Raw genomic sequence first — 23,094 nt, forward strand, 5'->3', positions numbered from 1 at the left:
ATAGTCTCTGCGTTACTCCATTACTTGAGAATCAGTATGAATAGCCTCACGCACATCGAAAAACAGAAGCTTGAACGGGAGCTAAGCATGGGTGGCGGTTATGTCCTCAACTTCTCCAATCGCTCGTTCGAGGAGTTTTTCCGTGAGGTGGTGGGGGTTGAGATATACGCCCCCCCTTATAACTTGAACTCAGGCTCGAAGGCGAACCGATTGCGGGCATTCTGGCAAGTTTCCACTGATGAGCAACTCCGATTGTTTCTCAAAGGTCTCATCGAAGGATGGGACATCTACTCTGGTAGGCCGATCTCGGATTCAGCATGTGCTCTGCTCGATGGCATACTGAAAAGACTCGGCAGCAACTCAGGAACTTCCGTCTCCCCTCGCGAAGTGATGACAATCTGCCTCACGGAAGAGACCTCAAGTAAGCTAATATCCCGATTGCTTCACCTCACATCACTTCCCCCCCAAAGACGTGGATACGAATTCGAGATTTTTCTCAAGGAGTTGTTCAGCGCCTATGGCCTTGCACCCCGGGCCTCCTTTCGGCTCACGGGAGAACAAATAGATGGTAGTTTCGTTATGCACAATGAAACCTACCTACTTGAAGCCAAGTGGCAGAACTCCCCGATTAGCGCGGCAGACCTACATACATTCGAGGGAAAACTGGGGGAGAAGGCATCTTGGTCGCGAGGTGTTTTCGTCAGTAACAGCGGATTCTCCACCGACGGTCTCCATGCCTTCGGGAGGGGCAAGCGTCTGATCTGCATGGACGGGTTCGACTTGTCCGAGATGCTGAGAATGAAGCTCTCTTTCGTCGATGTAATGGAAGCGAAAGTAAGGAGAGCTGCAGAAACGGGGTGTCCATTTGTGCCTGTGCGGGATCTCTTCATGGGATGAGGACGATGACTCAAGCGTGTCTGTAAGGGAAACCCTGTCCTATAAAGCACCACTTCCAGAACATGAAAACCCCTCCTGGCCATTCGTTTGGTGTTTTCTCATTTGGCAGGTCTTCCAGAACAAAGGTCAAATCCACCGAATTTAGCCTTTCATAAGAAATAGGACGACGAGATCTCAAACAGCCTGAATTTTGATCTGAGATTTCTCCTATGGGAGGTTAGGAGCGTCCTATAAGTGGAGGCTTGCAGAAGGGGGCATGCAGGTAATGCCTGAAAACTAGGCCCGAGAAGCTTACGAACCGCAGTTGCCGAAGTGCTTGGGGCTTCGGTTTTCTGGTTTTTGAACTGTCTACTTTTAGGGAAGTTTACGGAATCAGGATACGTCATCGCACGGTTTCACATAGTCCACAGGACGCTACTTTGAGAAAGAAATTTGGAGCTAAAGGATGGGGAAATGTCATTTCTTGATATGTACCGGCGCAATGTGCAACGGAAGAACGAAGAAATTGCTAAATTCCAAAAAGACAAGGCAGGCGAACAGAAAAAACTAGCCGAACTGTCGAGGAAAATTAATGCTGCGTCCCAGGCCATGAGCCGTGCTAGTAGCCAAAGTACGATCCAGAGTAAGCTTCGTGAAATCCAACGCTATCAAGATGATGCTGCAAGGATAGAGAAGAAAATTTCTGACTTTGAAGAAAAGATTGCCAGGAAGAGAAATGAATTGAATCAGGAGGAAAAAAAGCTCGCCCGAGAAGAGGAGCAGGAGATTAAGAAACGTCAGCGCGAGGCGGACAAACAAGCCCGTACACATGAAAAAAGGATGAAGGACATCTCTGGAACTTTGAGGCGGCATGATCAATTACATATCGAAACGCAATCAGTATTGGAGCAACTCAAACAGTTGCCAGAAAAAATAGTTGTTCTATATCTTGCAGCGAACCCAATAGATCAGAGCCATCTACGTTTGGATGAAGAGGCTCGGGCTATTGCTGAGATGATCCGAAAGGCCAAGCATCGGGATGCTGTGAAATTAGAATCATGTTGGGCCATTCAGCCCCTAGATGTCCTTCAAGCTCTCAACGAATTTCAACCGGCCATTGTTCACTTTAGTGGCCATGGGTCAGACCAAGATGAAATCGTTTTCCAGGATTTGCATGGCAATGCAAAATTAGTTAGTAAGGATGCAATTGTTCAGACAATGATGGCGTCTTCTGAGAATATCAGGCTTGTATTTTTCAATACATGCTATTCACGCAATCAGGCCGAAGCCGTTGTGGAGCATGTGCAAGCGGCAATCGGGATGAAGACATCGATCGGCGATAGCGTCGCTAGGGTATTCGGGGCGCAATTTTATTCAGCTATCGGATTTGGCCTCCCGGTTAGTAAGGCCTTCGATCAGGCAAAAGCCGCAATGATGCTGGAGGGAATACCGGAGGAAGATACCCCAGAGCTTTTTGTCAAAACCGGACTAAATGCTGATGAAATAATCCTTGTACGCCCACCGGAAGGTGTTGTGGCGGAATCGGAAGATTTGGAGTGAATGGAAACGTAAAAACTGGATCAATTTTTAAAGAGGTGTAAAGATTGACTCGGAGGCGGCTGAGAATGGCTGTCGATTGGGTTTTTCTACAGCCTTGTTAAGCCTATAAAGGAGAAAGAATCATGGCAAGAAAAGAGTCGAGCTACTCTGTGTTCAAGGGGAACGATATCAGGGGTGCAGGGTGTCCCACCGTAATCACAGCCATAAGTTTCCCGAAATTTAATAGTGGGACGTTTTTAGGGGAAATTTACGTCTTCCTGAGAGGTCGCGAATACAAATTCCTGGAAGAGGAAATTACATATCAATTGTGCAAAGAAGCTGAAGAGTTTGAAGCGATAGACCGAGAGTTTATGGAGCAAGAGATACTTGGTAGGGCAAGGTTCGCCTTGTCTTTATATCTTACTGAAATCTATGAGAATACGAATAATTTATTTTACCTCCAGAGCCAGTATGATCTGAGGCAAGTAGATGATAAGGAGTTACTGAGGGTTTGGTTTGAGGGTAGGTTCAAAAATGAAATCATAAAAATATCACAAGAGAGCTCTTGTTCACCTTTGAAAAAACTCTTGACCAGCTACAGAGACATTCCACATCTCGTATTTGATAAATGAAAATGGCTTAACCATCAGATTCAGCGGACAGAGATACAGCAGTGGCCCTCGAAAATTGTCTACTTGGCTCTTGGCCTATACGGCGCCGCTGACTTAAACGTTAGGAAATAAAAATGAATAATACCGTCGAGAACGATGAAATAAAGCAGCTCGAAAGAAGTTTAAAAAATTATTTCAACTTGTTTGAACAACTGACTGCGCCACCACGTGACCCGCACATGCTTGAAAAACTAGTTGTGTGTGTGCGTGGAGTAAAAATAGAAATATACTCCGACGAGCACGCTCCTCCACACTTTCATGTTGTTCACAATTCAGAAAAAAGCAGCTTCGATATAGAGAACGGCAACCACATTGAAGGTGACCTCAAAAGGAAAGATCAAAAAGTCGTACAAGCGTGGCACAGCAAAAACAAAGAGACACTAAAAAAAGTATGGAACGACACTCGCCCCACAGGCTGTCCGGTAGGAAAAATTCCCTAACCCACTAATGTCTTTAGACGAATATCTAACTGCTCTTTTCCCTCAAAAGAGACACCCTCGGTCTAAAAATAAATAATCTCATAATTCACGAAATTCAGGACACTCAGAAGCCCAACTTGGTGATTTCAAGTTGGGCTGTCTTGTATTTTGTCGTACATCAGGGTCTTGCTTTACCTAGAATTCATCAGTTGCACCGCTGAATCTTCAGGGCAATTATATGCAGGAAGTATTCGCAACCAGATGGATGAGATATTCAATCATCCGGACTCGGCCTTTTTAAAATCGGCCTTATCTCTTTTTATCGGGCCTTTGTCTCACCAGGACTTTGTGGGGTACCTTTCGGCCAAGGTTCGCACAGGAAATCGCACGAATGCCACCAATGTGCTGACTAGAACTTTTGAACTAACCGACAGTGTAACGGGGGACATTCAGCAATTCTGCGAAGCTCTATGGACGATCAGCAACGACAGGGATGTCATTGGCAATGAGATGATTCCGGCTGCCATTCATCTTGTCTTCGCTCGGGAACAAAAATCTTATGAAGTGATGTTGGCCCGTCTGGTCGATAGTCATGTCAGGATTTTACAGACCCTGGCGGAGTTAGGCGGAGAACAACCTACTTCTGCTGCCTTTGTGCGCAGGGCCGCGGTTTCGAACCCTTCAGCTATTGGGCCGGCACTCAAACGCTTGGCCTACCAGAAGATCGTCTTTCACGATGGCAAAAGGTGGCGCTTTACGAATCCATTTTTCGGAGCGTGGTTGCTGTCTCGGCAGGATGTTTGAGTCGTTTTTGGCAGTCATGTAAAGCCATGCAACGACCTGTATTACCATGCAACGACCTGTATTACCATGCAACGACCTGTATTACCATGCAACGACCTGTAAAGCCATGCAACGACCTGTATTGCCATGCAAAGACACGTATTGCCATGCAAAGCCAAATCAAACCAGGTCAAATCAGGGTAAATCAAATCAGGGTAGGTTAAATCAGGGTAGGTTAAATCAGGGTAGGTTAAATCAGGGTAGGTTAAATCAGGGTAGGTTAAATCAGGGTAGGTTAAATCAGGGTAGGTTAAATCAGGGTAGGTTAAATCAGGGTAAATTTAATTAGATTTAATTTTATTTAATCAGATTTGGTCCGAATTAACCCGGTTTTATCTGGTCGAGTCAGGCCACTAGGATATCCAATGCTGCGGTGAATCACGAATTCCAGTGCTGACTGTTGATCGGCAGATCCACCATCAGCACATGGTTCAATAGTGTAAAAAATTACAAACCAATGAAATTAGATACAAAACGGTTTCATAGTGAGTCGCGGTTGGACGCCGTTGATGGGACAGACTTCGATATCGATTGACACTCAAGGGGGTGTGGTAGGTCAGCTCGGGGTGCTACTAAGGTCACCCTAGGATGTCCCTCGAGGATGCTGCCGGAGGATGCTGCTCTAATCGGCTTTTGTCACGCACAATTACGACCATAAAGAAGGGCTGCAGCACGACAAATAGTGTCAAGTTTGTCAGGGCGCTAAACGATGAAAAAATTAGCCACTTCACCTCTGCGGCACTGTTACCCGTCGTTAAGCTTTTTGGCCAAATCCTCTGCGCGTAAGTGAGTGTATCTTCGTAATACTCGCAAGTCTCTATGGCCTGTGATGGTAGCTACCTCCATAATGTTGAATCCACGTTCAAAGAAGCGGGACGTTCCCTCGTGGCGAAGATCATGAAAGTTCAAATTGGGGAAAAGTTCCTCAGTGATGTTCATTCCGTTAATCTTTCTTTTTCTTTTGCAGAGCCTTTCGAATGCCTGGGTAATGCTATCGTCTCTTTTGAGGGCCCACACCTTGCCATCAATCCGCCGAGGCAATGATTTTAGTGTTGCCACTGCTCTTCGGGAAAGAGGGACAGTGCGGGGGACCCCTGTTTTTGTCTTTGGAATGTGCCAGGTCCGTTTTTTAAGATCTATGTCCTTCCAGGTCATGGCCGCGATTTCACCACGCCTTGCGGCGGTCTCAATGGCAATGACAATAATGTGCTCGATCTCTTTACTTTTAGATTTTTTCGCTACTTCCAGGAGTCGTTCCTCTTCATCCGAGAGCAACCGTCTGTCTCTGCCTTGCGGTAGAGTGGGCTTCCTGACATTGGTAGTCGCTATCCCTCTGGGGAGGTGTATGCCCCAGTCGATGACGCACTGCTTGAGAACGCGGTTCAAGAGTCCGAGTTCATGTTTTACGGTTTGAGGAGCAGCATTTTCTTTTAGGAGCCTCTTGTCCCGGTACTGAGAAATGTGGGAAGAGTCGAGGGCTGCAAGATTTATGTCGCCTAGACAATCAATAAGCCGAGAAATGCGTGAACGGTCAGGTTTGGCTCCGCCGGCGAGTTGAGGAAGAACCTCGTCTCGGTATCTTATTAGGACTTCCTTGACGGTTGTTCTCTGTGCTGTGTTGTCAGATACAAAGGTTTGGGTGTCGATCTCACGTTCAATGGCCCGAGCCCATTTAATAGCATCTTCTTTGAACTCGAAAGTTTGGCTGATCGGGGATTGTCCCTTGCGCCTTACTTTCGCTTGCCACCACCCTGAATCTCGCTGCGTAATGGTTGCCATGGGGCCTCACTTATCGTGTTGAAAAAAAACTCCACTGTCCCTATTTTGTCCCCGAAAATATATTTAATTTTTAAAAACAATGCAAATACAAATATTTATGAAAGAATAATTTTGGCCTCCGGAGCCAAAGGTCACAAGTTCGAATCTTGTATCGCGCGCCAATAAAAACAAAGGGTTACGGTTTTCGCCGTAGCCCTTTTTTGCGTCTGTGACGTTTTTGTGACGTCACAGTGACAGTAATAACTCGATTTTGACCCTTGGCTTGGGTTTTGGGAGATTTTCGGCCAGCCAAAGGTCAGTGAAAAAAATAACCCTTGGATCACAGGATATCTGGAGTATATGTATTCCGCAAGCTCTCTTGCTCTCTTCTTTTTCCGCGTGGGATGGCGCTGTGCAGGGATGAGCCATTGCGGGAGAGGGCGGGGAAGCTGATGAGGGAGTTGGGGGTGTCAGGTGTGTAGCTCCGACACCGATGAGAATTGCAAAGTTTTCTGAGCCGGTGAAATGGGGTTTTTAGGTGAACATTTTGTTCGCAGAAATGATAACGGTCAGTTGTCGGTGAAAACTGTTCGATTTCTTACTGGAGAGAAAAATGGATTGGAATAAAAAAAAGAAACACGCTGATCGCGAGGTTGAATCAGCTCCAGAGTCAAATGATCGTGTGGAAAACTCTAGTGTTTGGGTGCGATTGAAGGCTCGATTGCAAAGGACAGAATTATACCAAGTTTTTATTGTGAGAGCGATGAAGAGACGCTTCACAAAGTTGATGTATGCGGTGGCGATCTATTCGTTGCTTATGGGGAATCTTTATTTCACAAGCACTTGGTTTCCTCCTCAAAGCTTTGACCAGTTAGAAAAAACAGAGGGTAAATTGTTAAGACTAAAAAAACCACCACGTGATAGTCTTTATAAAATGGTCATACTTCAAGAAGATGGCAATAAAATATTGCTAAGGGTTTATTTAAATAAGCAAGAAAAGGATTTTCTTGTAAATGTAGTTGGTGATGATTTGACAGTATACTATGATCATGATCTTCATCCGTTTTATTTTAAATTAAATATGGTCAGAAATGTAATTCATGAAAAAATTAGTATTGTAAATTATGAAAATTATGAAAGGCTCTTAAATCATTATCTTGGAAATAAGACACGTACGATTTATTATATATCTATTGCACTTATTCTCCTCTCGTATATCTATATTGTGAATCGTAAAAGTAAATAATAACCAGCGAGAAGCAAAAATGTAAGGGCTATTTATAGTTCTGGGGACACCATACCTAACTATTTCTTGACGCCCCACAATTCTTTCATTAGTTACCCATCAGGTGCCTAAGGGGTTGCAGGTGGATGAGGTGGTGGAGCTTGGTGCGATTGTTTGGCAGATGGGACTTGTTGAAGAGGCGCAGGCGGGTTGATTAAGCAGTTATGGGCCTGTTTTTGGGGTCAAAAATGTGCCTATAGCGGCGAATAACGCACTTTTATGGGATGTTATTCCTGTAAAAACAGATGGTTAGCTTGGTCCGACCCCGGAGTGTCTCTCTGGTTTCTTGGTCCGACCTCGGCTTACGTCTCTACTTAAATAAACTATATAGCTTCAGGGGGCAATGATGGGCTGGGATAACGAAAGGGAAAAGAAAAATATTCATGTAGCTGAACCGGAACCAAAGTCGAGTTCAAACACAGAAGGCCCGAGTATTTTTAATACATTAATAACTCAATTTAAAAAAACTGAAGTTTATCAAGTATTTTTTGTGAGGGTTAAGAGAAAGAAATACACATCAATTGCGCTATATCTCCTTTGGATCATTTTTTTAGTGATAGGTCTTGTTTCTATGCCAATTGACTCTATTTATAAGATAGAAGACATGAAAAAAGAAGTTGGTATATTGGTAAAATATAAAAAATACAGAAAAAGCTCAGACAAGATATATATAAAGAAGAATAATGGAGATACACTTAAGTATTATGCACATATAAGCAACAAGACAAAGCTAGATCTTGAAAAAAATATTAATAAAAACATAACATACTACTATGAAGATAGGTTCATATTTTTTAGACTTGTTGACTATATTTATGAAATTGAAGTCGGTGATAATAAAATCTTCAATTACAATTATGATTTAAAAATCTCTTCGAAAGCAGATTTGAAGATATTCTCGGGAATATGTTTGGTTTTTTCTTTTTTGCCAATTTGTTGTGTCTGGCTGTTAAACAGAAATCAAGAATGATAATAGAATAATAAGGAGACAGTATGTATAGTTCTGGGGACACCATACCTAACTATTTCTTGACGCCCCATAATTCTTTCATTAGTTACCCATCAGGTGCCTAAGGGGTTGCAGGTGGATGAATTGGTGGAGCTTGGTGCGATTGTTTGGCAGATGGGACTTGTTGAAGAGGCGCAGGCGGGTTGATTAAGCAGTTATGGGTCTGTTTTTGGGGTCAAAAATGTGCCTATAGCGGCGAACAACGCACTTTTATGGGATGTTATTCCTGTAAAAACAGATGGTTAGCTTGGTCCGACCCCGGAGTGTCTCTCGTCTCTGCCGCGAGCTTAGACACAAAGATCCATCCCCTGAGCCAACCTGGGGGTCACTGCTGCCACAGATGCAGGGTGGTGCGGATGATTTCGAAATAGCCTGGTGCCCGCACAACTTCTTGATATCCCGGAACGGCTCCCACCCACTTGCCCAGGCGGACGTTGCGTTCCTGTGTGAGATAAAGGGTGGGCAATCCCATAAGCGCCGGTCCGTCCATGCCGGCAGTGGTAACGCCAATCTGGCCCACCAGTCCGTGGCGGCATCTCAACTCTTCAAACAGGTGCAGTTGCGCCCGGCGCATGTCCGGCCCCTGGAAAAGCGGCTCTTTCCAGCAAAGGGTCAGGTCGACTCCGCTTGTCGGAATAAGGTCGGCGGGAACGGCATCGCCGAAAAAGATGGGAGTGAGCCCGGCATTCACTACCCGTTCAGAAAGCTGACGCAACTCATCAAAACAGGTATTGCGCAGGGCATCGTGGTCACCCGTTCGTACCCAAAGCAGCACCTTCTGTCCTGGATTCCCTCCCACCTGGCCATCGATCCATGATCTTAAGGAAGCTTCTGGCGGTTTATCTCCCAAAAACGCTGCGCGAAGAGTGATCTGTGCTTCTGCCGCGTCGGCGTGAAAAGCCTCAGCGATAATATGAGTCAGATGCTTGGGACTCGCCGGACGAGGCCGATAGGGGCGAAGGGATCCTTCCAGCCCGGCATCGCGAAGGAAGCGTTTGGCCTGCAACTCCTGGGCAGCGCCAGGTTTGATCTGGATGGGAACGCCGGCAAGCAGTGCCGCAGCAGCCAGGTACCAGCCTTCGCCAAAGGAAAATCCGGGATCGGCGTGGAAGGTGTAAGCGCGGTTCCGCTCCATGACGATTTTCCTGGCGGCGGTCGCGGCCATTTCGGCTCTGCGGGCGACCTCCCTCGCTTTGGCCGTATCAAGTAGCCGCGCAAAACGTGCGGCCGCCAATGCCGCCTCTTCCGCATTGCCAGCGATCTGCTCGACGCGCTGCCAGCCGTCTTCGCAATCTTCCAATGTGGGCGCCCGCTGCGCTCCGCGAGAGAGCTGCCCGGCACCATAGCGTGCATCCTCTGCCCGGGCTCCTAAAGCCCGCACCAACACCCATAGGAGCAAGTCAACCTCTTCGCTTTCCTGCATGGTGTCCAGCGCCCCTGTGGCCAATAGAACAACCTGCTCCAGCCGCGATCGATAGTCATCGCGCACTCCGGGCAGATGCAGCGATCCCTCCAACGCCGTGGCTTCCTCCAGCAGAGTGGCCGCCTTTTGTGCGAGCCCTCCGCCATCCCTTTCGTGATGCAGGCTCCTCATCACAGTAGCTTCTTTGACCATGTTTTCGGCGCGAGCGGCCCGTCTATTTCCAACTCCACATTGTGTAAAAAGGGGCGGGGTCCGCGAGATTTTATCCAGTCGATCATCACGGCCAAGCCCTCTTCGAGTTTTACCTTCGGCTGGTAAGCAAGGAGTCGCCGGGCTTTTTCGGCGCAGCAGTTGGCAAAGTAAACCTCTTGGGGACGTCCATCGATCCGGTTCGGCTGCAGATCAAAATCGAGCAGCCTGGCAATAGTGGCGGCTAACTCGTTGATGGTCACAAACTCATCGTCGGGACCGATATTGATCACCTCCCGGACACAGCGGTCGTCTGTGGCCATCCGCAGCAGTGGATCGACCACATCGGAGACAAAACTGAAGCAGCGCCGCTGGTTGCCGTCCCCGTAGATATAGGGTTGACGTCCTTGCAACATCAGGTTGATGAAAATAGCGGCCACATTGCGATAAGGATCGTCGTACCGCTGCCGCGGCCCGATGATATTGTGAGGAACCGCCACCACCCACTCCATACCGTGGGTTTCGGCAATATTGGCCAGAAGCCGTTCCGCGCTCCATTTGGCGATGCCGTAGGGATCCTGGGGAGCCGGCACCATATCCTCGGTAAACGGGACCTCATTGGTGCCATACCTGGCCATGGACGAACAGAGAACGAAGCGCCCCACTCCTCCGGCCGCTGCCGCGGAAACAACGCCACTGGTCGCCGTGACAACGTTCCGGGTGACCAGATGTGGGCTGAATACGGAGAGGCCTTCGTAGGCGGTGGCAGCGCAATGGTAGACAATATCGATGTCTTTCATCAAAACGGCCAGTGGCCCAAAATCATTGCAGTCAATTTGATGAAACACGGCGCCAGTCGGAACATTGTCAAGGTAGCCACCCGTCAGGTTGTCACATCCCGAAACCCGGTACCCTTCAGCCAGACACCTGTCCGCAATATGACTCCCTAAGAAACCTGCTATCCCCGTAATGAAAATTTGTTTTCCGCCCAATTGAAGCACTCCATACCGGATTTTTTTATTAGAACCTGAATTAAGTGAATGATCCGGCGAATCATAGCACAAGTCATTGAATTGTTGATCTGCTGTCAATTTTGACACACCCTCAGCACAGGGTCCAACGGTGGAAAACATTACAATCAAATGGAATTAGATGCAAAACTGTTTTACAGTGGGTCAAGGTTGCACGCCGTTGATGGGTTAGATTTCGATGCCGATTGACACAAGAGAATTGCAATGGCAACATGTCGAATGCCAAGGACAGGGCAATGACTAAAACTGATATCGTAAAAAGAATCACCCTCTACGGAGATATTTAAACTAGGCTTAATGGGAATGTATATGTAGCCATCTATTCTCTATGGATGGCTTCTTTACTGTGAGGTGGGGGGAATGGGAAATATATACCGTATTATTACAACGGGTGAAATTAGTTCTGGTACAACCAAAAAGGAAGTCGAAGAAAACCTTGCACAACTATGTAAGTACGACCAGGCCAAGCTTGAAAAGGTTTTTTCAGGGGAAAAGTTTATTTTCAAGTCCAATATTGAGTTGGATGTTGCTCGCCGCTACAAAAACGCCTTGGATAAAACTGGGATCGTTTGCCAGATTGAACCACTGACAAATTCCCCATCTACAAGTAACGGAACGTCAGACTCATCACAAACAACAATCGCTAGCCAAGAGCGAAAGAACCTTGGACGGGAAAGGGGGGATTCTCCTGAAATAACCAATCCGAGCAGCAAAAGGGTCTATGTCTTGCTGGCAATACTCGTGATTTTAGCTGTTTCAGGCGGGGTGTTCTATTCGCTACCCAAGCATTACCAGTACGAAGTGACAGATTCGTTCAAACGTTTTACCGCACCAAACTTCATCCATGCGCTAGACCAATTCGGCGATGAAAACCAGGCGGACGTTATTCGAGAATTTAAAAGTCGAGGCTATGAATTCAATTGTTATGGTGGGTTGCGTCATGAGGAACTTGTTATAAAGGGCGATGATTATGTATGTTGGGCACCACTCAAGTCAGCTTACGATAACATCCCTGCAAGATTTCTGACATTTAGCTTTAAAGAGAAAAAATTACATGCTGTACGACTTGAGTTTCCTGACACTTCTTTACCTTTAGTGAAAGATTACCTTGGCAAAACACTGAATAAAATGAAGCGCCTAGACACATTGCCGGGATGTGATTTTGGAACAGATAATTTTGGTTACCGATTACTCGTCTGGGGCAACGAAAATAGTCATGTTGCCACAAGTGCTGGAACCCCTGACGGTCAACCCTTTATTGTGCTGTGGGCCAACGTTTCGCCTTGTGACCAGAATCAAAATTCACCCTTCAAAACAGGCGGCGAATTCTAATGAACTCCCAAAACGAGCCTGTAGAAGAAGTAAAGTGTCACAGGCATTCTCGTTTGACATCCCCAAGGCTAAGACTATTCTTTTTCCATTGAACATCCTGCACTTAATAACACGATGGAGACGGATATATGTCCCGGCCCAACGATACGTCTTTTTACCGAACGCTCTCCCTGGGCAGTGATCTCGCCCTGCGCCGTGGTTTTATGGTCGTGAATGAACCATTGCTTGGAAACTTTCGTTTTGGCCGTCTTCTGGAGGTTCTCGACAAAGTCGCTGAAGAAACGGCGCTCCAATACGTTCGTCAATTCTTTCCCGAAGCCCGCGTGGTGACGGCCGCCATTGACGAAATTTTGATCAAGCACGCCGCCGATGTTACCCGTGATCTCGTGATAAAGGCCCGGATCAATCATGTCGGTCGCACGTCAATGGAAGTCGGCATCCGGGTCGAACATCCGGGCGACCCGGAGGTTCATATTGCCTCCTGTTTTTTCACCATGGTGGCCAGGATCGGTGTCGGTAGTCAGTCCGAGAGCGTCACGATACCGCCGCTTGAGTACGCCGATGACCTTGAAAAACAACGCTATGCGAATGCCATTGCCAGCCGGGAGGCTTACCGGACAGCGCAGAGCGTGGCGCAGGAGCCGCCCACGCGGGAGGAATATGACCTGTTGAATCGTTTGCATCGCGCCCAGGAGGAGCCGAACTTCAATGGCCTGATCGCCAGTCAGCTGGTGGCCGATTCCTGGGAACGCATGTACCCCGAGCAGGAGAATGTCCCCACCACGATTTTCGGTGGTTACCTGGTCCGACGAGCTTATGAACTCTCGTCGATCTGCGCCGAACTGGTGGCTCCCAACCGACCGGTCATTGTTGCCGTGAACCGGATCAATTTCTTTCACCCCGTCCGTCTCGGGGACAAGCTCCACTTCACCACCCGTGTGGTTTACACAGGAAAAACATCGGTGTCCGTCGAGGCAAACATCCGGCGAATAAGCCGCGACCGCACCAGTCAGGCGCTTTCAAATTCCTGCCTGTTTACCTTTGTGAACGTCAACAAGGATTTGACTCCCCAGCCAGTACCGACCATTTATCCCACCACCTACGGTGAGGACGCCCGCTACCTGCAAGCATTTCGTCGCAGCAAGGGATTGGGGCGACACCAGCATTAGGCCTCTTGATAGACTAAGGGATTTGTCGCCAGGCTGGAGACCGTGCTGGATCGTACGCTTAAACCGTGCAAGCCAGGGCCGAAGGGGAAGGGAATTAAGTAAGGTGTCCCCGGAATTGACCGGACAGGGCCGAAGGGGAAGGGAATTAAGTAAGGTGTCCCCGGAATTGACCGGTTGACGTCCTCAAACTTTCAGTGTGCACGGAACCGTACGCACGGTGGTCTGGGAGGACGGCGGGGGTAACCCCGCCTCCTCGCCAATGCCGAAGATACCGGCTCTTATTCCAGAATTCGCTCCAGGCGTTCCAGGTCGTTGATGACGCGCCACTGCCCCTGGCCCTGTTCGACCTTGGCCTTCCAGTCTTCGAGGCGATCCATGTATTTGCGCGGGTCGATGATGTCGCCGCCTAGCTTGGTAACGTTGAGAGCGACCACCTCGATTCCTTCGAGTTGGAGCGGGATGTCGCGCACATAGCCCTTGGCCAGCTCCTGCTCCATGTCGGAGAAGACCAGGATCACCTTGCGCCCGGAGCCCGTCTCGTAGAGGAACTCGGCCGCTTGCAGGATGCCGCCGGTGATGTCGGTGTAAGGCGAACCCTTGACTTCCTTGACGAAGGTGTCGATGTTCTGCTTGAACTCGCGTTTCTGCTGATTGGAGACCGACGGCCGGCCGTCGAAGGTCATTTTCTGCACGATATCTTTTTCACTGAAACTCCCGGTATCGATCCGGGCTACGGCGAGTGAATCCCCCGGCTGCAGGGTGCCGAGCAGGTAGTTGATGATCGCGGCGGCTTTGTCGAGCTCGCGGGTGTAGGTGCCGGAGGTGTCGAGCAGCATGTAGACCGCTTTCGAATGACTGGTGGTGTCGGTACAGCCGCCGGCGAGCAGCAGTAATCCGATCAGGATACAGGAGAGGCGTTTCATGGATGCACCTCCTTGGGCGGGGTTTCGGATGTCGCCTGCACTGGCGCTTTTTTAAGTTTGTCCTCGATCCAGATCGCCGGAAAGATGGCCAGGTCGTACAGGGCGATGATCGCCTTGCCGGAATGATTGATGAGATTTCCGGTCAGCCGCAGCAGGAAGGCCGTGGTCCGCAGCAGAAAGCCGAGGGTCAGGCCAATCGCCGTGCGCGACGAATGGATAAACGATTCGAGCGGGATGGCGACAAAGGTCAGGGCAAAGGGCAGGACAAAGCCGAGGATCATCTGCCCGACGGTCGGGATTAGACTCGAGACCTGCCCGGCTGCAGCTTCTACTCCGGACAGTGAGTGCCGCAGCGCCTGCAGATCGGCGGCGATCTGGTCGCGCATGAAGGCGAGCGCTGATTCAACGCCGGCCAGGGTAAAGAGCAGGGTGAAGGAGATCCAGATCATCTTTCGCCGCATCCGGTCATCGAGTTGTCCGATTACCGGGAACAGGTGGGTGATACGCAGCGATTCCATCAGGAACAGCCCCATGGAGATTTCAACCAGGATGATGACCAGGGCGGCAACATCGGAAACCTTGAAGCTGCCAATGTAGCTGCCGCCGCCCACCATCTCCGACATCGGCAGGGCGATCAGGTTGAAGTTGATGATGGCACCGCCGATGGCGATTATCATGACCAGACCGGAGATGACGAACTGGGTCAGGGACGAAGAGGAGAGGCGGCGCTCGGCTTCATCCGTGCCCAGGCGAATTTTCTCATATTCATCCATCTTGGCGGTAATCAGTTCCGAGCGTTCATGCAGGCCGTTGATGGTTTTGCCGACGTGCTCCAGGGTCTCGCTCAGTTTACGCCAGACCGGCATCATTTTGTTGAGCAGGCTGTGGCGTCGCTGGCTCGACTTGCGGTAGTCGTCCATGGCCGATTTGTGGTGACGGTCGAGCGTCTTGTTGATTTCGCCGAGGATTTCGGCCACGCCGCCATCGGTGTTCGGAACCTGTGCTACCGCTTCGATCGCGGAAATCCAGGCTGGTGGTGAGGGGGGGGCTTCCGTGCTCTGCCGGTAGTCCTCGTCGATGCGGGTGATCAGGTCGGACATGCTGCGATGAAAGGCCGGGTACGTTTGCAGATCGCGTTTGACTACGGCATCGACCCGCTGGAATTCCCGCTCCAGTTCCTTCTCGATTTCACCGGCTCCGGCTGCCAGCAGAACTTCGCGGTTGCGCTGTCGCAGCTTGCTCTCGGTGAGCAGCAGGGAGCGGGCCGCCAGGCGCAGCGCCTGCGAGGCGATGCGGGTAAACGAGCGGACCATGCGATGGGCCTGATGCCGGGCCAGGTAGAGCAGGGCCAGCAACAGCAGGATCAGAATGGGGTACATGGAAAGCGGGTTTTTCTCAAACAGTGACAGTAGTGACATCGTTTCCTCCTTGAACCGACAGGTTCATGATATTGCATTGGTTCTCTCCATGCGTGGTTTCTGCAAGGTGAGTTCCAAGTCTGAGCCAGAAATGCAATCGCTATATATCTTGTTTATTCAGAAGGTTAGACGCCTGTGTCGAAGCGGGCAAGTATGTTTCGTGCTATGGAACAAAGCGATGTGACGTAGCGACGGTAACATTATTGGGCGGCAATCGCGCAGGCGTGCCCGCTGCCTGATTGTCGGCGTCGTCTTTGAAGGACCGTTCGTGCACAGCGGGTCCGGGCCCCAATATTTCTGTCCAAATATTTACGTTGACTTTTCATGGATCCGGCATTATAAGCATCTGCGCTGTGCCGGACCTGCGATTCACTCTTTTTTGCTGGATCTAAACTATGTCCATGGACCCCTGGGGTCCAAGTAATAACGCTCACTTAGAAGCTATGCCTCTTCTTTTCAAGAAGGGGCATTTGTCGTTTTTCCCACGATCGACCATGCCATAAACCTTTCCGAGGTTGTGAAAACAGACTATGCGCAAGAGCGTTTTTTTTATCGTACTACTGATGCTGGCTGCCAATTCCCTGGGGTGGTATCTGCTGAACCGCCCGATTGAAATTCCGGGCTGGACGGGGAATATTCAGGGCTTTTCCTTTAGCCCCTATGCCGACGGGCAGAATCCTCTCAAGAAGAGGTATCCGCAGCCCGCTGACATTGCCGGCGATCTTGACAGACTTTCGGGATTGGCGGCCAGTGTGAGGACCTATTCTTCCACGGATGGACTGGAAAATATCCCCCGCCTGGCTGGTGAGCGTGGGCTCAGGGTGACAGCTGGTGCATGGCTTGATAAGGACCTGGATAGGAACAGGCGCGAGATCGACCAGTTGGTCGCCAACGCCAACAGCGGATTCGACATCGAGCGCCTCCTTGTGGGCAACGAGTGCCTGCTGCGAAACGATCTGGGGCTGGTCCAGCTTAAGGCGTATATCGCCGAGGTGCGGGATGCGACAGAACTGCCCGTCAGTACCGCCGAGCCCTGGCATGTCTGGTTGAAATACCCTGACCTTGCCGATGCGGTCGATTTCATCACCATCCATGTACTGCCCTACTGGGAGGGGATCCCGGCCTCCGAGGCGCCGGCCTGGACCATGGAGCGCTATCGTCAGGTGCAGGCGGCTTTTCCGGACAAGAAGGTCATCATTGGCGAGGTAGGCTGGCCAAGTGGTGGCGCCGTTTTTGGCCAGGCCATCCCTTCCGTGGTGAACCAGGCCCGCTTCGTCAGGGAGTTCCTGGGGCTCGCCGCAGAGGGAAAAATTGATTACTTCCTGATGGAAGCCTTCGATCAGCCCTGGAAAAAAGCCCTGGAGGGACGGGTCGGCGCGTACTGGGGCATGTTCGACAAGGCAAGACATCTCAAGTATCCCCTGGATGGTCCCATGGTTCCCAATCCCCTTTGGGGTTGGCAGGCCCTGTTTGCAGGAGTCCTGGCTATTGGCCCCATGATTCTGTTTCTGACCCACTGGCTCAACCTCAGGTTTGCCGGTCGACTTTTCTTTCCGGCCCTCGTCCAATTGGCTTCATCCCTGTTGGCCTGGACCCTGTTTCTGCCATGGACCAGTGGTTTTAACACGGTCGGGCTCGTGATATGGACCCTGCTTTTGCCTGCCCAGGGATTTTTGCTGATTGTGATTCTGACCAATGGCCTGGAGCTGACGGAGATGCTCTGGATTCAGCACTGGCGCCGCCGGTTTGTCCCGAGGTCCTTCTCCCCGGAAGCTGCGGTTCCGAAGGTGTCCATTCACCTGGCCATCTACAACGAACCGCCTGAGTTGGTGTTTCAGACCCTGGACGGTCTGGCCCGCCTCGATTACCCCGACTATGAGGTGCTGGTGGTGGACAACAATACCGCCCGCGAGGAAATCTGGCGTCCCGTCGAAAGTTATTGCGCCAACCTCGGGCCGAGGTTCCGATTTTTTCATCTACCCAAGTGGCCGGGATACAAAGCGGGAGCCCTGAATTACGCCCTGTCCCAGACCGATCCTGGTGCAGAAGTCATCGGTGTGATTGACAGCGACTATGTTGTCAGTTCTGATTGGCTACGCTCGCTCGTACCCTATTTTGAAAAAAAGGATGTTGCCTTTGTGCAGGCACCCCAGGATAACCGGGAGTGGCAGTCCGATCTTTTCAAGACCATGATCAACTGGGAGTACAATGGTTTTTTTCAGATCGGGATGGTCCATCGCAATGAACGAAACGCCATCATACAACATGGCACCATGACGTTGGTTCGCCGCGAGGCATTGGAGGGAGTTGGGGCCTGGGGAGAGTGGTGCATCTGTGAAGACGCCGAGCTCGGCCTGAGGCTTTTTGCCGCCGGATACGAGGGCGTTTACGTTAACCATATTTTCGGTGTGGGGGTTGTTCCCACCAGCTTTGCCGCCTACAAGGGGCAGCGTTTCCGTTGGACCTATGGCGCTGTTCAAATCCTGCGGCGGCACTGGCGCACCCTGCTGCTCTGGCGGTCTTCGGGACTGGACCTGGGGCAGAAATTCCATTTCGTCACCGGTTGGTTCCCCTGGTTCACAGACGCCATGCACCTTGTCTTTACCTTTGCAGGGATATTCTGGACCCTGGGGCTTCTTCTCTTCCCGGACACCTTCGATATCCCGTTGAAAATATTCCTTCTACCGACCCTGGGGATGTTCCTTTTTAAAATACTTCATGCCCTCCTTCTTTATCGGGCCAAGGTTTCCTGCACTTTCCTCCAGAGTCTGGGGGCAGCCGTTGCCGGCATGGGCCTGACTCACTCTATTGCCAGGGCGGTGTTCAACGGGCTGTGGACCTCCAGTAAGCCCTTTCTGCGAACGCCAAAGGGAGAGAATAGGCCTGCGCTTGTGCAGGCGTTCCTGATGGCCTGGGAGGAAGCCCAGATCCTGACCCTGCTTCTTTTTGCCGCCGTGGTTTTCCTCTGGCGTTACGGCATGACCAGTGGGGATGCTCTCCTCTGGGCAGGACTGCTGACGGTGCAGGCGTTCCCCTATGCGGCTGCGCTGGCAACGTCCATCGCCGGAAGTATGCCCCGCCTGCATCTGGTGCTGCCAGAGAGGAGATCGGCGGCGCTGCGCTGGTGGTGGCAGCCGAATACTCGCAGAACCCCGCTAGGATAGGTTGTCCTCTTCCTGGCGTTACGTATCCTCGCCTTTGGGTCGCCATTAAAAAGGCAAAAAGCGGGGTGGGCTTTAGCGGTAAACAAAAAGTCAGATTGAATCCCCTGTTCCCTTCAGGCACAACCGTCGCATGGCTTGTTCCATGATGGATGCTTGACAAAGAGAACTGTAGCCTTTGTATCTATCATCCCTTGATCTGCAGAATGCGGCGAGCGCCGTTGAGAACGACTACGCCGATGATGGTGCCGATGATGAGGTCGGGGTAAGGAGAACTGGTCCAGGCGACGAGTCCGCCTGCGACGATGACGCCGATGTTGGCGATAACGTCGTTCGCGGAAAAAATATAGCTGGCTTTCATATGGGCTCCGCGATCTTTTTGGCGGGAGACGAGGAACAGGGAAGTGACATTGGCCACCAGCGCCACCAGGCCCATGGCCATCATGAGTCCGGAAATGGGCACGCTTCCCTGAATGAAACGGCGCAGAACCTCGCTCAAGGCGCCGAGGGCGAGCAGCAGCTGCAGCCATCCCGCAATATGGGCGGCCCGTATCTTGAGCCGGGCGGCTCTCCCCACCGCGTAGAGAGCCAATCCGTAGACGGCAGCATCGGCAAACATGTCGAGAGAGTCGGCAATGAGGCCGGTGGACTGGGCGAAAAGACCGACTCCCATTTCAGTCACAAACATGAAGGCGTTGATGGCCAACAGGACCCAGAGTGTCTTCGCTTCAGCGGCATCACCTGCAGGTACAGCTTCAGGCCCGTCGGCAGCGTCCATGGGGGTGGATTCGAGGAGTCGTGCGCCCAGGCCCAAGGGTTTCAACTTCTGGAGGATGATCGCCGACTCGCCCGTGTGGATGACGGCGACCTGTCGCTGAGAGAGGTCAAAGGAGAGGGAGGTGATGCCTTGGGCTCTTTCCAGGGCCATGCGAATAAGGTTCTCTTCGGCGGGACAGTCCATTTTGGGCACGGAAAAAAGACTGCGGTGGTGGTTTGCGGCCGGTGTTGTCACGGAAGGAAACCTCCTGGGGTGTGGTTTTTAGGCCCGGTAGGGTACTGAAATGGTATTGTATCGCATGGATTAAAAAAGATGGAATGTTTTTTGCTCTTTTGCTCTGTATATAAATAGTGTTCGGCGATTTGACCCGAGTCCAGGATTTCTGGGATGTGCCGGGTCAAAGGTTTGACAGTTTCTCTTTTAGGGGTGGGTGGCTGTGCCGAAGCGGCCATATGTTTCTGCCGTTGTAAAAAAAAAGATGGCTTACCCATTAGCCCCTGCCAAGAGGTGCCACATGGATGAAACACGACCCATTGAAAAGAAACCAGCGTCTGCTTCTGTACCGGAACCCCGTATTCCCGCTCATCTGAAGGTCCGTTTCGGGGTTGAAGGGGAGAGGGCTCTGGAAGAGTTTTCTGTCAATCTGAGTTCGGGCGGGATGTTTCTCGAAACACAACGTCTGATGCCTCCAGATACACCCCTTCGCCTGGAATTCGATCTGCCGGCGCCGCGTTGCACCATCCAGTGTCTGGGGCGCGTGGCCTGGGTCAACGAGCTTCGCGCCGACAACCGCTGCAACCCCCATCTTCCTGCCGGTATGGGAGTGCAGTTCGTCGATCTGCCGCTGGACGATCTGGCTCTGCTGCGGGAATATATCCGGAGCAACAGGGTTTTGTCCGACTGGTAGGCGCATCCTTTGCCCCTGCGGCGGATCCTGTTTTGTATGAGCTATTTCCTGGTTCTGCAAGAATGTTGGTGCTGGAGGGGTTTTCAGTTATTTTGAGGTCTGTTTTAAGTTTCGGTTGGTATTGTCGGCCCTGCGCTAAGAGAAGACTGTCCCTATGCAAAAGCCTGGTTTTTTACACGCCAAAGTAACGGAAAGCGCTATCACCTCGTTTTTCATCTACCTGCTTCTGGTGATGGTGGGATTTGTCTCCGCCGTTTATCTGGGTATTTTCCTCACCAACAAACAGACGATCGAAGACGGTCTTCTCACCCAGGGGCGCTGGATCTCTGAGAGTATCATTTTTGCAAGAAACTGGAATTCACGATATGGCGGCGTTTACGTAGAAAAAGGGCCGGGGACGGAATCCAACCCCTATCTTGTCAACCCCGATTTCAAGGCCGCTGATGGCACGGTTTATACCAAGAAGAACCCGGCCTTGATGGTTCGTGAGATTTCTGAAATGGTGGCCAAGGAGGGTACTTTTGATTTTCGTATAACCAGTCTCAATCCCGTCAATCCGGGGAATGTACCCGATTCTCTGGAACGGGTTGCTCTGGCCGGTTTTGCGCATGGCGAAAAAGAGTTTTTTGCCCGCGAGCGCCAAGGGGATGAGATCTATTTTCGTTACATAGCTCCTCTGGTTTTTGAGTCTTCCTGTCTGGAATGTCACGCGTCTGGCTACGAGGTTGGTGATATCCGCGGAGGCATCAGTGTCCGTTTCAATATCGGCGAGGTTGAGCGGGCTTTGCAGAAAAACCTCTATTTCATCGTCGGCCTGGCCATTTTATCTTTTTTTTCCCTCTTTGGTATTATCTACCGACTCGTGCATGGATTGCGTGTCCGGTTGGTCGAAGCGGAAGACCGTCTGCATCGCCTGGCGGTGACCGACGAGCTGACCGGTCTGAAAAATCGCCGATACCTCATGGAACGGCTGCGGATTGAGATCAAGAGAGCTGTGCGCTACCAAAAACCTCTTGCCTGCATTATGTTCGATCTGGACCATTTCAAGCGTGTTAACGATTCCTATGGCCACGAGGTGGGTGATCGCGTCCTACGGACTGTGGCAGATATTGCCGAACTTTGCCGCCGGGAAAGCGATACCCTGAGCCGGTTCGGTGGCGAGGAATTCATGATCATGTTGCCGGAGACCGACGAACAGGGGGCTGCAGCCGTGGCGGAGAGGCTTCGAAAGCAGATCGCTGGAAATTCCATCATGCTGCTGGATGGTCGCGTCTTGCAAATAACGGCCAGTTTTGGCGTCGCCGGTCTGCGGCAAGTCGAGGGTGGTGTGGAACAGGCGGAGAAAGATTTGTTTTTGCGCGTGGATAACGCCCTTTATGAGGCCAAAGCCAAAGGTCGCAATCGTGTGATAACGCAAAAGGACAATGCACGGCCGACGACTGACACCGAAACATTTGAGGCGTGATGGCGTTTGTTGGATTTTATCGGCGGGCGGACTTGGCGAGTAATGAATAGGGCAGGCAGTCGCTTAGAGAACGTAGAACAGGAATGAAAGTCGAATCGAATGAAGGATTGGTCGGGAAAAGAACTCTGCTTCGAGTGCGCCGGTAAGTTGGGCGCCAATATTAATATCGGTCGCAAGATCAAGGGGCGCTGTCATCGTTGCCATAGTGAGCAGACGCTCTTCAAGGTGACCGATATGCCCGTTCTTCCCGTTGCCGGCGAAGATGTCTGCGAGGAGTGTGGCCATCCTATCGGCACCCACGCCGCCAGTTGCCGCAGTTCGGAGCTGAAGGTGCTGCTCAATGAACGCCAGGATCTTATCCGGCTGTTGGAGGATGAGGGTGTCTATCAGCCTGATGAACCGTTGGTGGAGCAGCTTCGCCGGTTGCTGCAAAGAAGTGGCAACGTTCAGCGCCATTAGGCGGGCCGGCTATTTTCTCTCAGCCGCTCTGGCGCAGTCGATGCACACCAGCGTGGCCGGATCAATCTGCAGGCGTCCGCTGGGGATTTCTTCTTCACATTTCACACAGGTGCCATAATTGCCTGTTTGCAGGCGGGAAAGGGCGGCGTGAAGCCGCTGCACCTCCTGTTCCATGCGGCGGGACGAGGCCTGGGCCATGGCCTGCTGCTGCATGGCGTCCATGCGCGACAGGCGGCCGACCCTGGTCTGGTCCAGTTCCACCGGGTCTCCCCCTCTGCGCTGCTCTTCCCGGGTCAGCCGTATGGCGGCCAGCCGTTCTTCCAGCAGTCTCCGGTAGTCTTCCAGATTCAGATCGTCACGCATTGTTATTTCCAGTCGCTTCAGGTGGATTAAAGGTGCCTATTGTATAGAAAGATGCCCAGGCTGTAAACTTGGACTA

Annotated in this window: 20 protein-coding genes; 13 read left to right on the top strand and 7 right to left on the bottom strand. The window is 51.1% G+C overall.

The features are described 5' to 3' along the window. The first annotated feature begins 36 nt into the window (after positions 1 to 36). The 5 genes from AOP6_RS04225 to AOP6_RS04245 all read left to right on the top strand — a co-directional run bounded on the left by AOP6_RS04225 (position 37) and on the right by AOP6_RS04245 (position 4,309). On the top strand, positions 37 to 897 hold the full coding sequence (locus AOP6_RS04225) for a restriction endonuclease (protein WP_213194754.1): 861 nt from the start codon (positions 37 to 39) through the stop codon (positions 895 to 897). Positions 898 to 1,350: 453 nt separating this feature from the next. After that, positions 1,351 to 2,436 carry a CHAT domain-containing protein gene (locus tag AOP6_RS15250; RefSeq protein ID WP_155875376.1) on the top strand — a complete coding sequence of 362 codons (1,086 nt, stop codon included), beginning with the start codon at positions 1,351 to 1,353 and terminating at the stop codon, positions 2,434 to 2,436. 122 nt (positions 2,437 to 2,558) lie between these two features. After that, positions 2,559 to 3,047 carry a hypothetical protein gene (locus tag AOP6_RS04235; protein ID WP_155875377.1) on the top strand — a complete coding sequence of 163 codons (489 nt, stop codon included), beginning with the start codon at positions 2,559 to 2,561 and terminating at the stop codon, positions 3,045 to 3,047. A gap of 113 nt (positions 3,048 to 3,160) precedes the next feature. Further along, positions 3,161 to 3,526 (top strand): DUF4160 domain-containing protein, encoded by a 366-nt coding sequence (locus tag AOP6_RS04240; protein WP_155875378.1) that lies wholly within the window; start codon positions 3,161 to 3,163, stop codon positions 3,524 to 3,526. Positions 3,527 to 3,766: 240 nt separating this feature from the next. Next, positions 3,767 to 4,309 (top strand): hypothetical protein, encoded by a 543-nt coding sequence (locus tag AOP6_RS04245; protein ID WP_155875379.1) that lies wholly within the window; start codon positions 3,767 to 3,769, stop codon positions 4,307 to 4,309. A 783-nt stretch (positions 4,310 to 5,092) separates the two neighbouring features. Here AOP6_RS04245 and AOP6_RS04255 read toward each other — a convergent pair. Further along, on the bottom strand, positions 5,093 to 6,127 hold the full coding sequence (locus AOP6_RS04255) for a site-specific integrase (protein WP_155875381.1): 1,035 nt from the start codon (positions 6,125 to 6,127) through the stop codon (positions 5,093 to 5,095). A 592-nt stretch (positions 6,128 to 6,719) separates the two neighbouring features. Here AOP6_RS04255 and AOP6_RS04260 point away from each other — a divergent pair. Both AOP6_RS04260 and AOP6_RS04265 read left to right on the top strand, forming a co-directional pair. Beyond that, positions 6,720 to 7,352, top strand: a complete 633-nt coding sequence (locus AOP6_RS04260) for a hypothetical protein (RefSeq protein ID WP_155875382.1) — start codon at positions 6,720 to 6,722, stop codon at positions 7,350 to 7,352. Positions 7,353 to 7,734: 382 nt separating this feature from the next. Beyond that, positions 7,735 to 8,361 carry a hypothetical protein gene (locus AOP6_RS04265; RefSeq protein WP_213194756.1) on the top strand — a complete coding sequence of 209 codons (627 nt, stop codon included), beginning with the start codon at positions 7,735 to 7,737 and terminating at the stop codon, positions 8,359 to 8,361. Between the two features lie 364 nt (positions 8,362 to 8,725). Here AOP6_RS04265 and AOP6_RS04270 read toward each other — a convergent pair whose 3' ends face one another. Beyond that, positions 8,726 to 9,994 carry a hypothetical protein gene (locus tag AOP6_RS04270; protein WP_225897351.1) on the bottom strand — a complete coding sequence of 423 codons (1,269 nt, stop codon included), beginning with the start codon at positions 9,992 to 9,994 and terminating at the stop codon, positions 8,726 to 8,728. After that, on the bottom strand, positions 9,994 to 11,013 hold the full coding sequence (locus tag AOP6_RS04275) for an NAD-dependent epimerase/dehydratase family protein (RefSeq protein ID WP_155877646.1): 1,020 nt from the start codon (positions 11,011 to 11,013) through the stop codon (positions 9,994 to 9,996). The genes AOP6_RS04270 and AOP6_RS04275 overlap by 1 nt, the downstream gene beginning before the upstream one ends. Positions 11,014 to 11,403: 390 nt before the next feature. On the opposite strand from AOP6_RS04275, the gene AOP6_RS04280 reads away from it, so the two are divergent. After that, the gene (locus AOP6_RS04280; protein ID WP_155875385.1) at positions 11,404 to 12,375 is read left to right on the top strand and encodes a hypothetical protein; all 972 of its coding nucleotides are present in this window, start codon (positions 11,404 to 11,406) and stop codon (positions 12,373 to 12,375) included. A gap of 128 nt (positions 12,376 to 12,503) precedes the next feature. Continuing rightward, entirely contained in the window at positions 12,504 to 13,544 is a 1,041-nt protein-coding gene (locus AOP6_RS04285; protein ID WP_155875386.1) for an acyl-CoA thioesterase, read from the top strand. Between the two features lie 278 nt (positions 13,545 to 13,822). On the opposite strand, the gene AOP6_RS04290 is transcribed toward AOP6_RS04285, so the two are convergent. Then, positions 13,823 to 14,467 carry a VWA domain-containing protein gene (locus AOP6_RS04290; RefSeq protein ID WP_155875387.1) on the bottom strand — a complete coding sequence of 215 codons (645 nt, stop codon included), beginning with the start codon at positions 14,465 to 14,467 and terminating at the stop codon, positions 13,823 to 13,825. Further along, positions 14,464 to 15,885 (bottom strand): hypothetical protein, encoded by a 1,422-nt coding sequence (locus AOP6_RS04295; protein ID WP_155875388.1) that lies wholly within the window; start codon positions 15,883 to 15,885, stop codon positions 14,464 to 14,466. The genes AOP6_RS04290 and AOP6_RS04295 overlap by 4 nt, the downstream gene beginning before the upstream one ends. Positions 15,886 to 16,415: 530 nt before the next feature. Between AOP6_RS04295 and AOP6_RS04300 the strand changes: the two genes are divergently transcribed. Then, positions 16,416 to 19,049, top strand: a complete 2,634-nt coding sequence (locus tag AOP6_RS04300) for a glycosyltransferase (protein ID WP_155875389.1) — start codon at positions 16,416 to 16,418, stop codon at positions 19,047 to 19,049. A gap of 184 nt (positions 19,050 to 19,233) precedes the next feature. Here the strand turns inward: AOP6_RS04300 and AOP6_RS04305 are convergent, their stop codons facing one another. Continuing rightward, positions 19,234 to 20,058 (bottom strand): cation transporter, encoded by an 825-nt coding sequence (locus AOP6_RS04305; protein WP_225897352.1) that lies wholly within the window; start codon positions 20,056 to 20,058, stop codon positions 19,234 to 19,236. 280 nt (positions 20,059 to 20,338) lie between these two features. Here AOP6_RS04305 and AOP6_RS04310 point away from each other — a divergent pair, with 280 nt between their 5' ends. The 3 genes from AOP6_RS04310 (at position 20,339) to AOP6_RS04320 (ending at position 22,655) form a co-directional block, all read left to right on the top strand. Next, on the top strand, positions 20,339 to 20,731 hold the full coding sequence (locus AOP6_RS04310) for a TIGR02266 family protein (RefSeq protein WP_213194757.1): 393 nt from the start codon (positions 20,339 to 20,341) through the stop codon (positions 20,729 to 20,731). Positions 20,732 to 20,885: 154 nt separating this feature from the next. Next, positions 20,886 to 22,196, top strand: coding sequence for a diguanylate cyclase (locus tag AOP6_RS04315; protein WP_155875391.1), 1,311 nt, complete (start codon positions 20,886 to 20,888; stop codon positions 22,194 to 22,196). 99 nt (positions 22,197 to 22,295) lie between these two features. Beyond that, positions 22,296 to 22,655, top strand: a complete 360-nt coding sequence (locus tag AOP6_RS04320) for a hypothetical protein (protein ID WP_155875392.1) — start codon at positions 22,296 to 22,298, stop codon at positions 22,653 to 22,655. Between the two features lie 9 nt (positions 22,656 to 22,664). On the opposite strand, the gene AOP6_RS04325 is transcribed toward AOP6_RS04320, so the two are convergent. Next, entirely contained in the window at positions 22,665 to 23,018 is a 354-nt protein-coding gene (locus AOP6_RS04325; RefSeq protein WP_155875393.1) for a TraR/DksA C4-type zinc finger protein, read from the bottom strand. Positions 23,019 to 23,094 lie beyond the last annotated feature (76 nt).

This window comes from Desulfuromonas sp. AOP6, from assembly GCF_009731355.2.
GTDB lineage: Bacteria > Desulfobacterota > Desulfuromonadia > Desulfuromonadales > SZUA-540 > SZUA-540.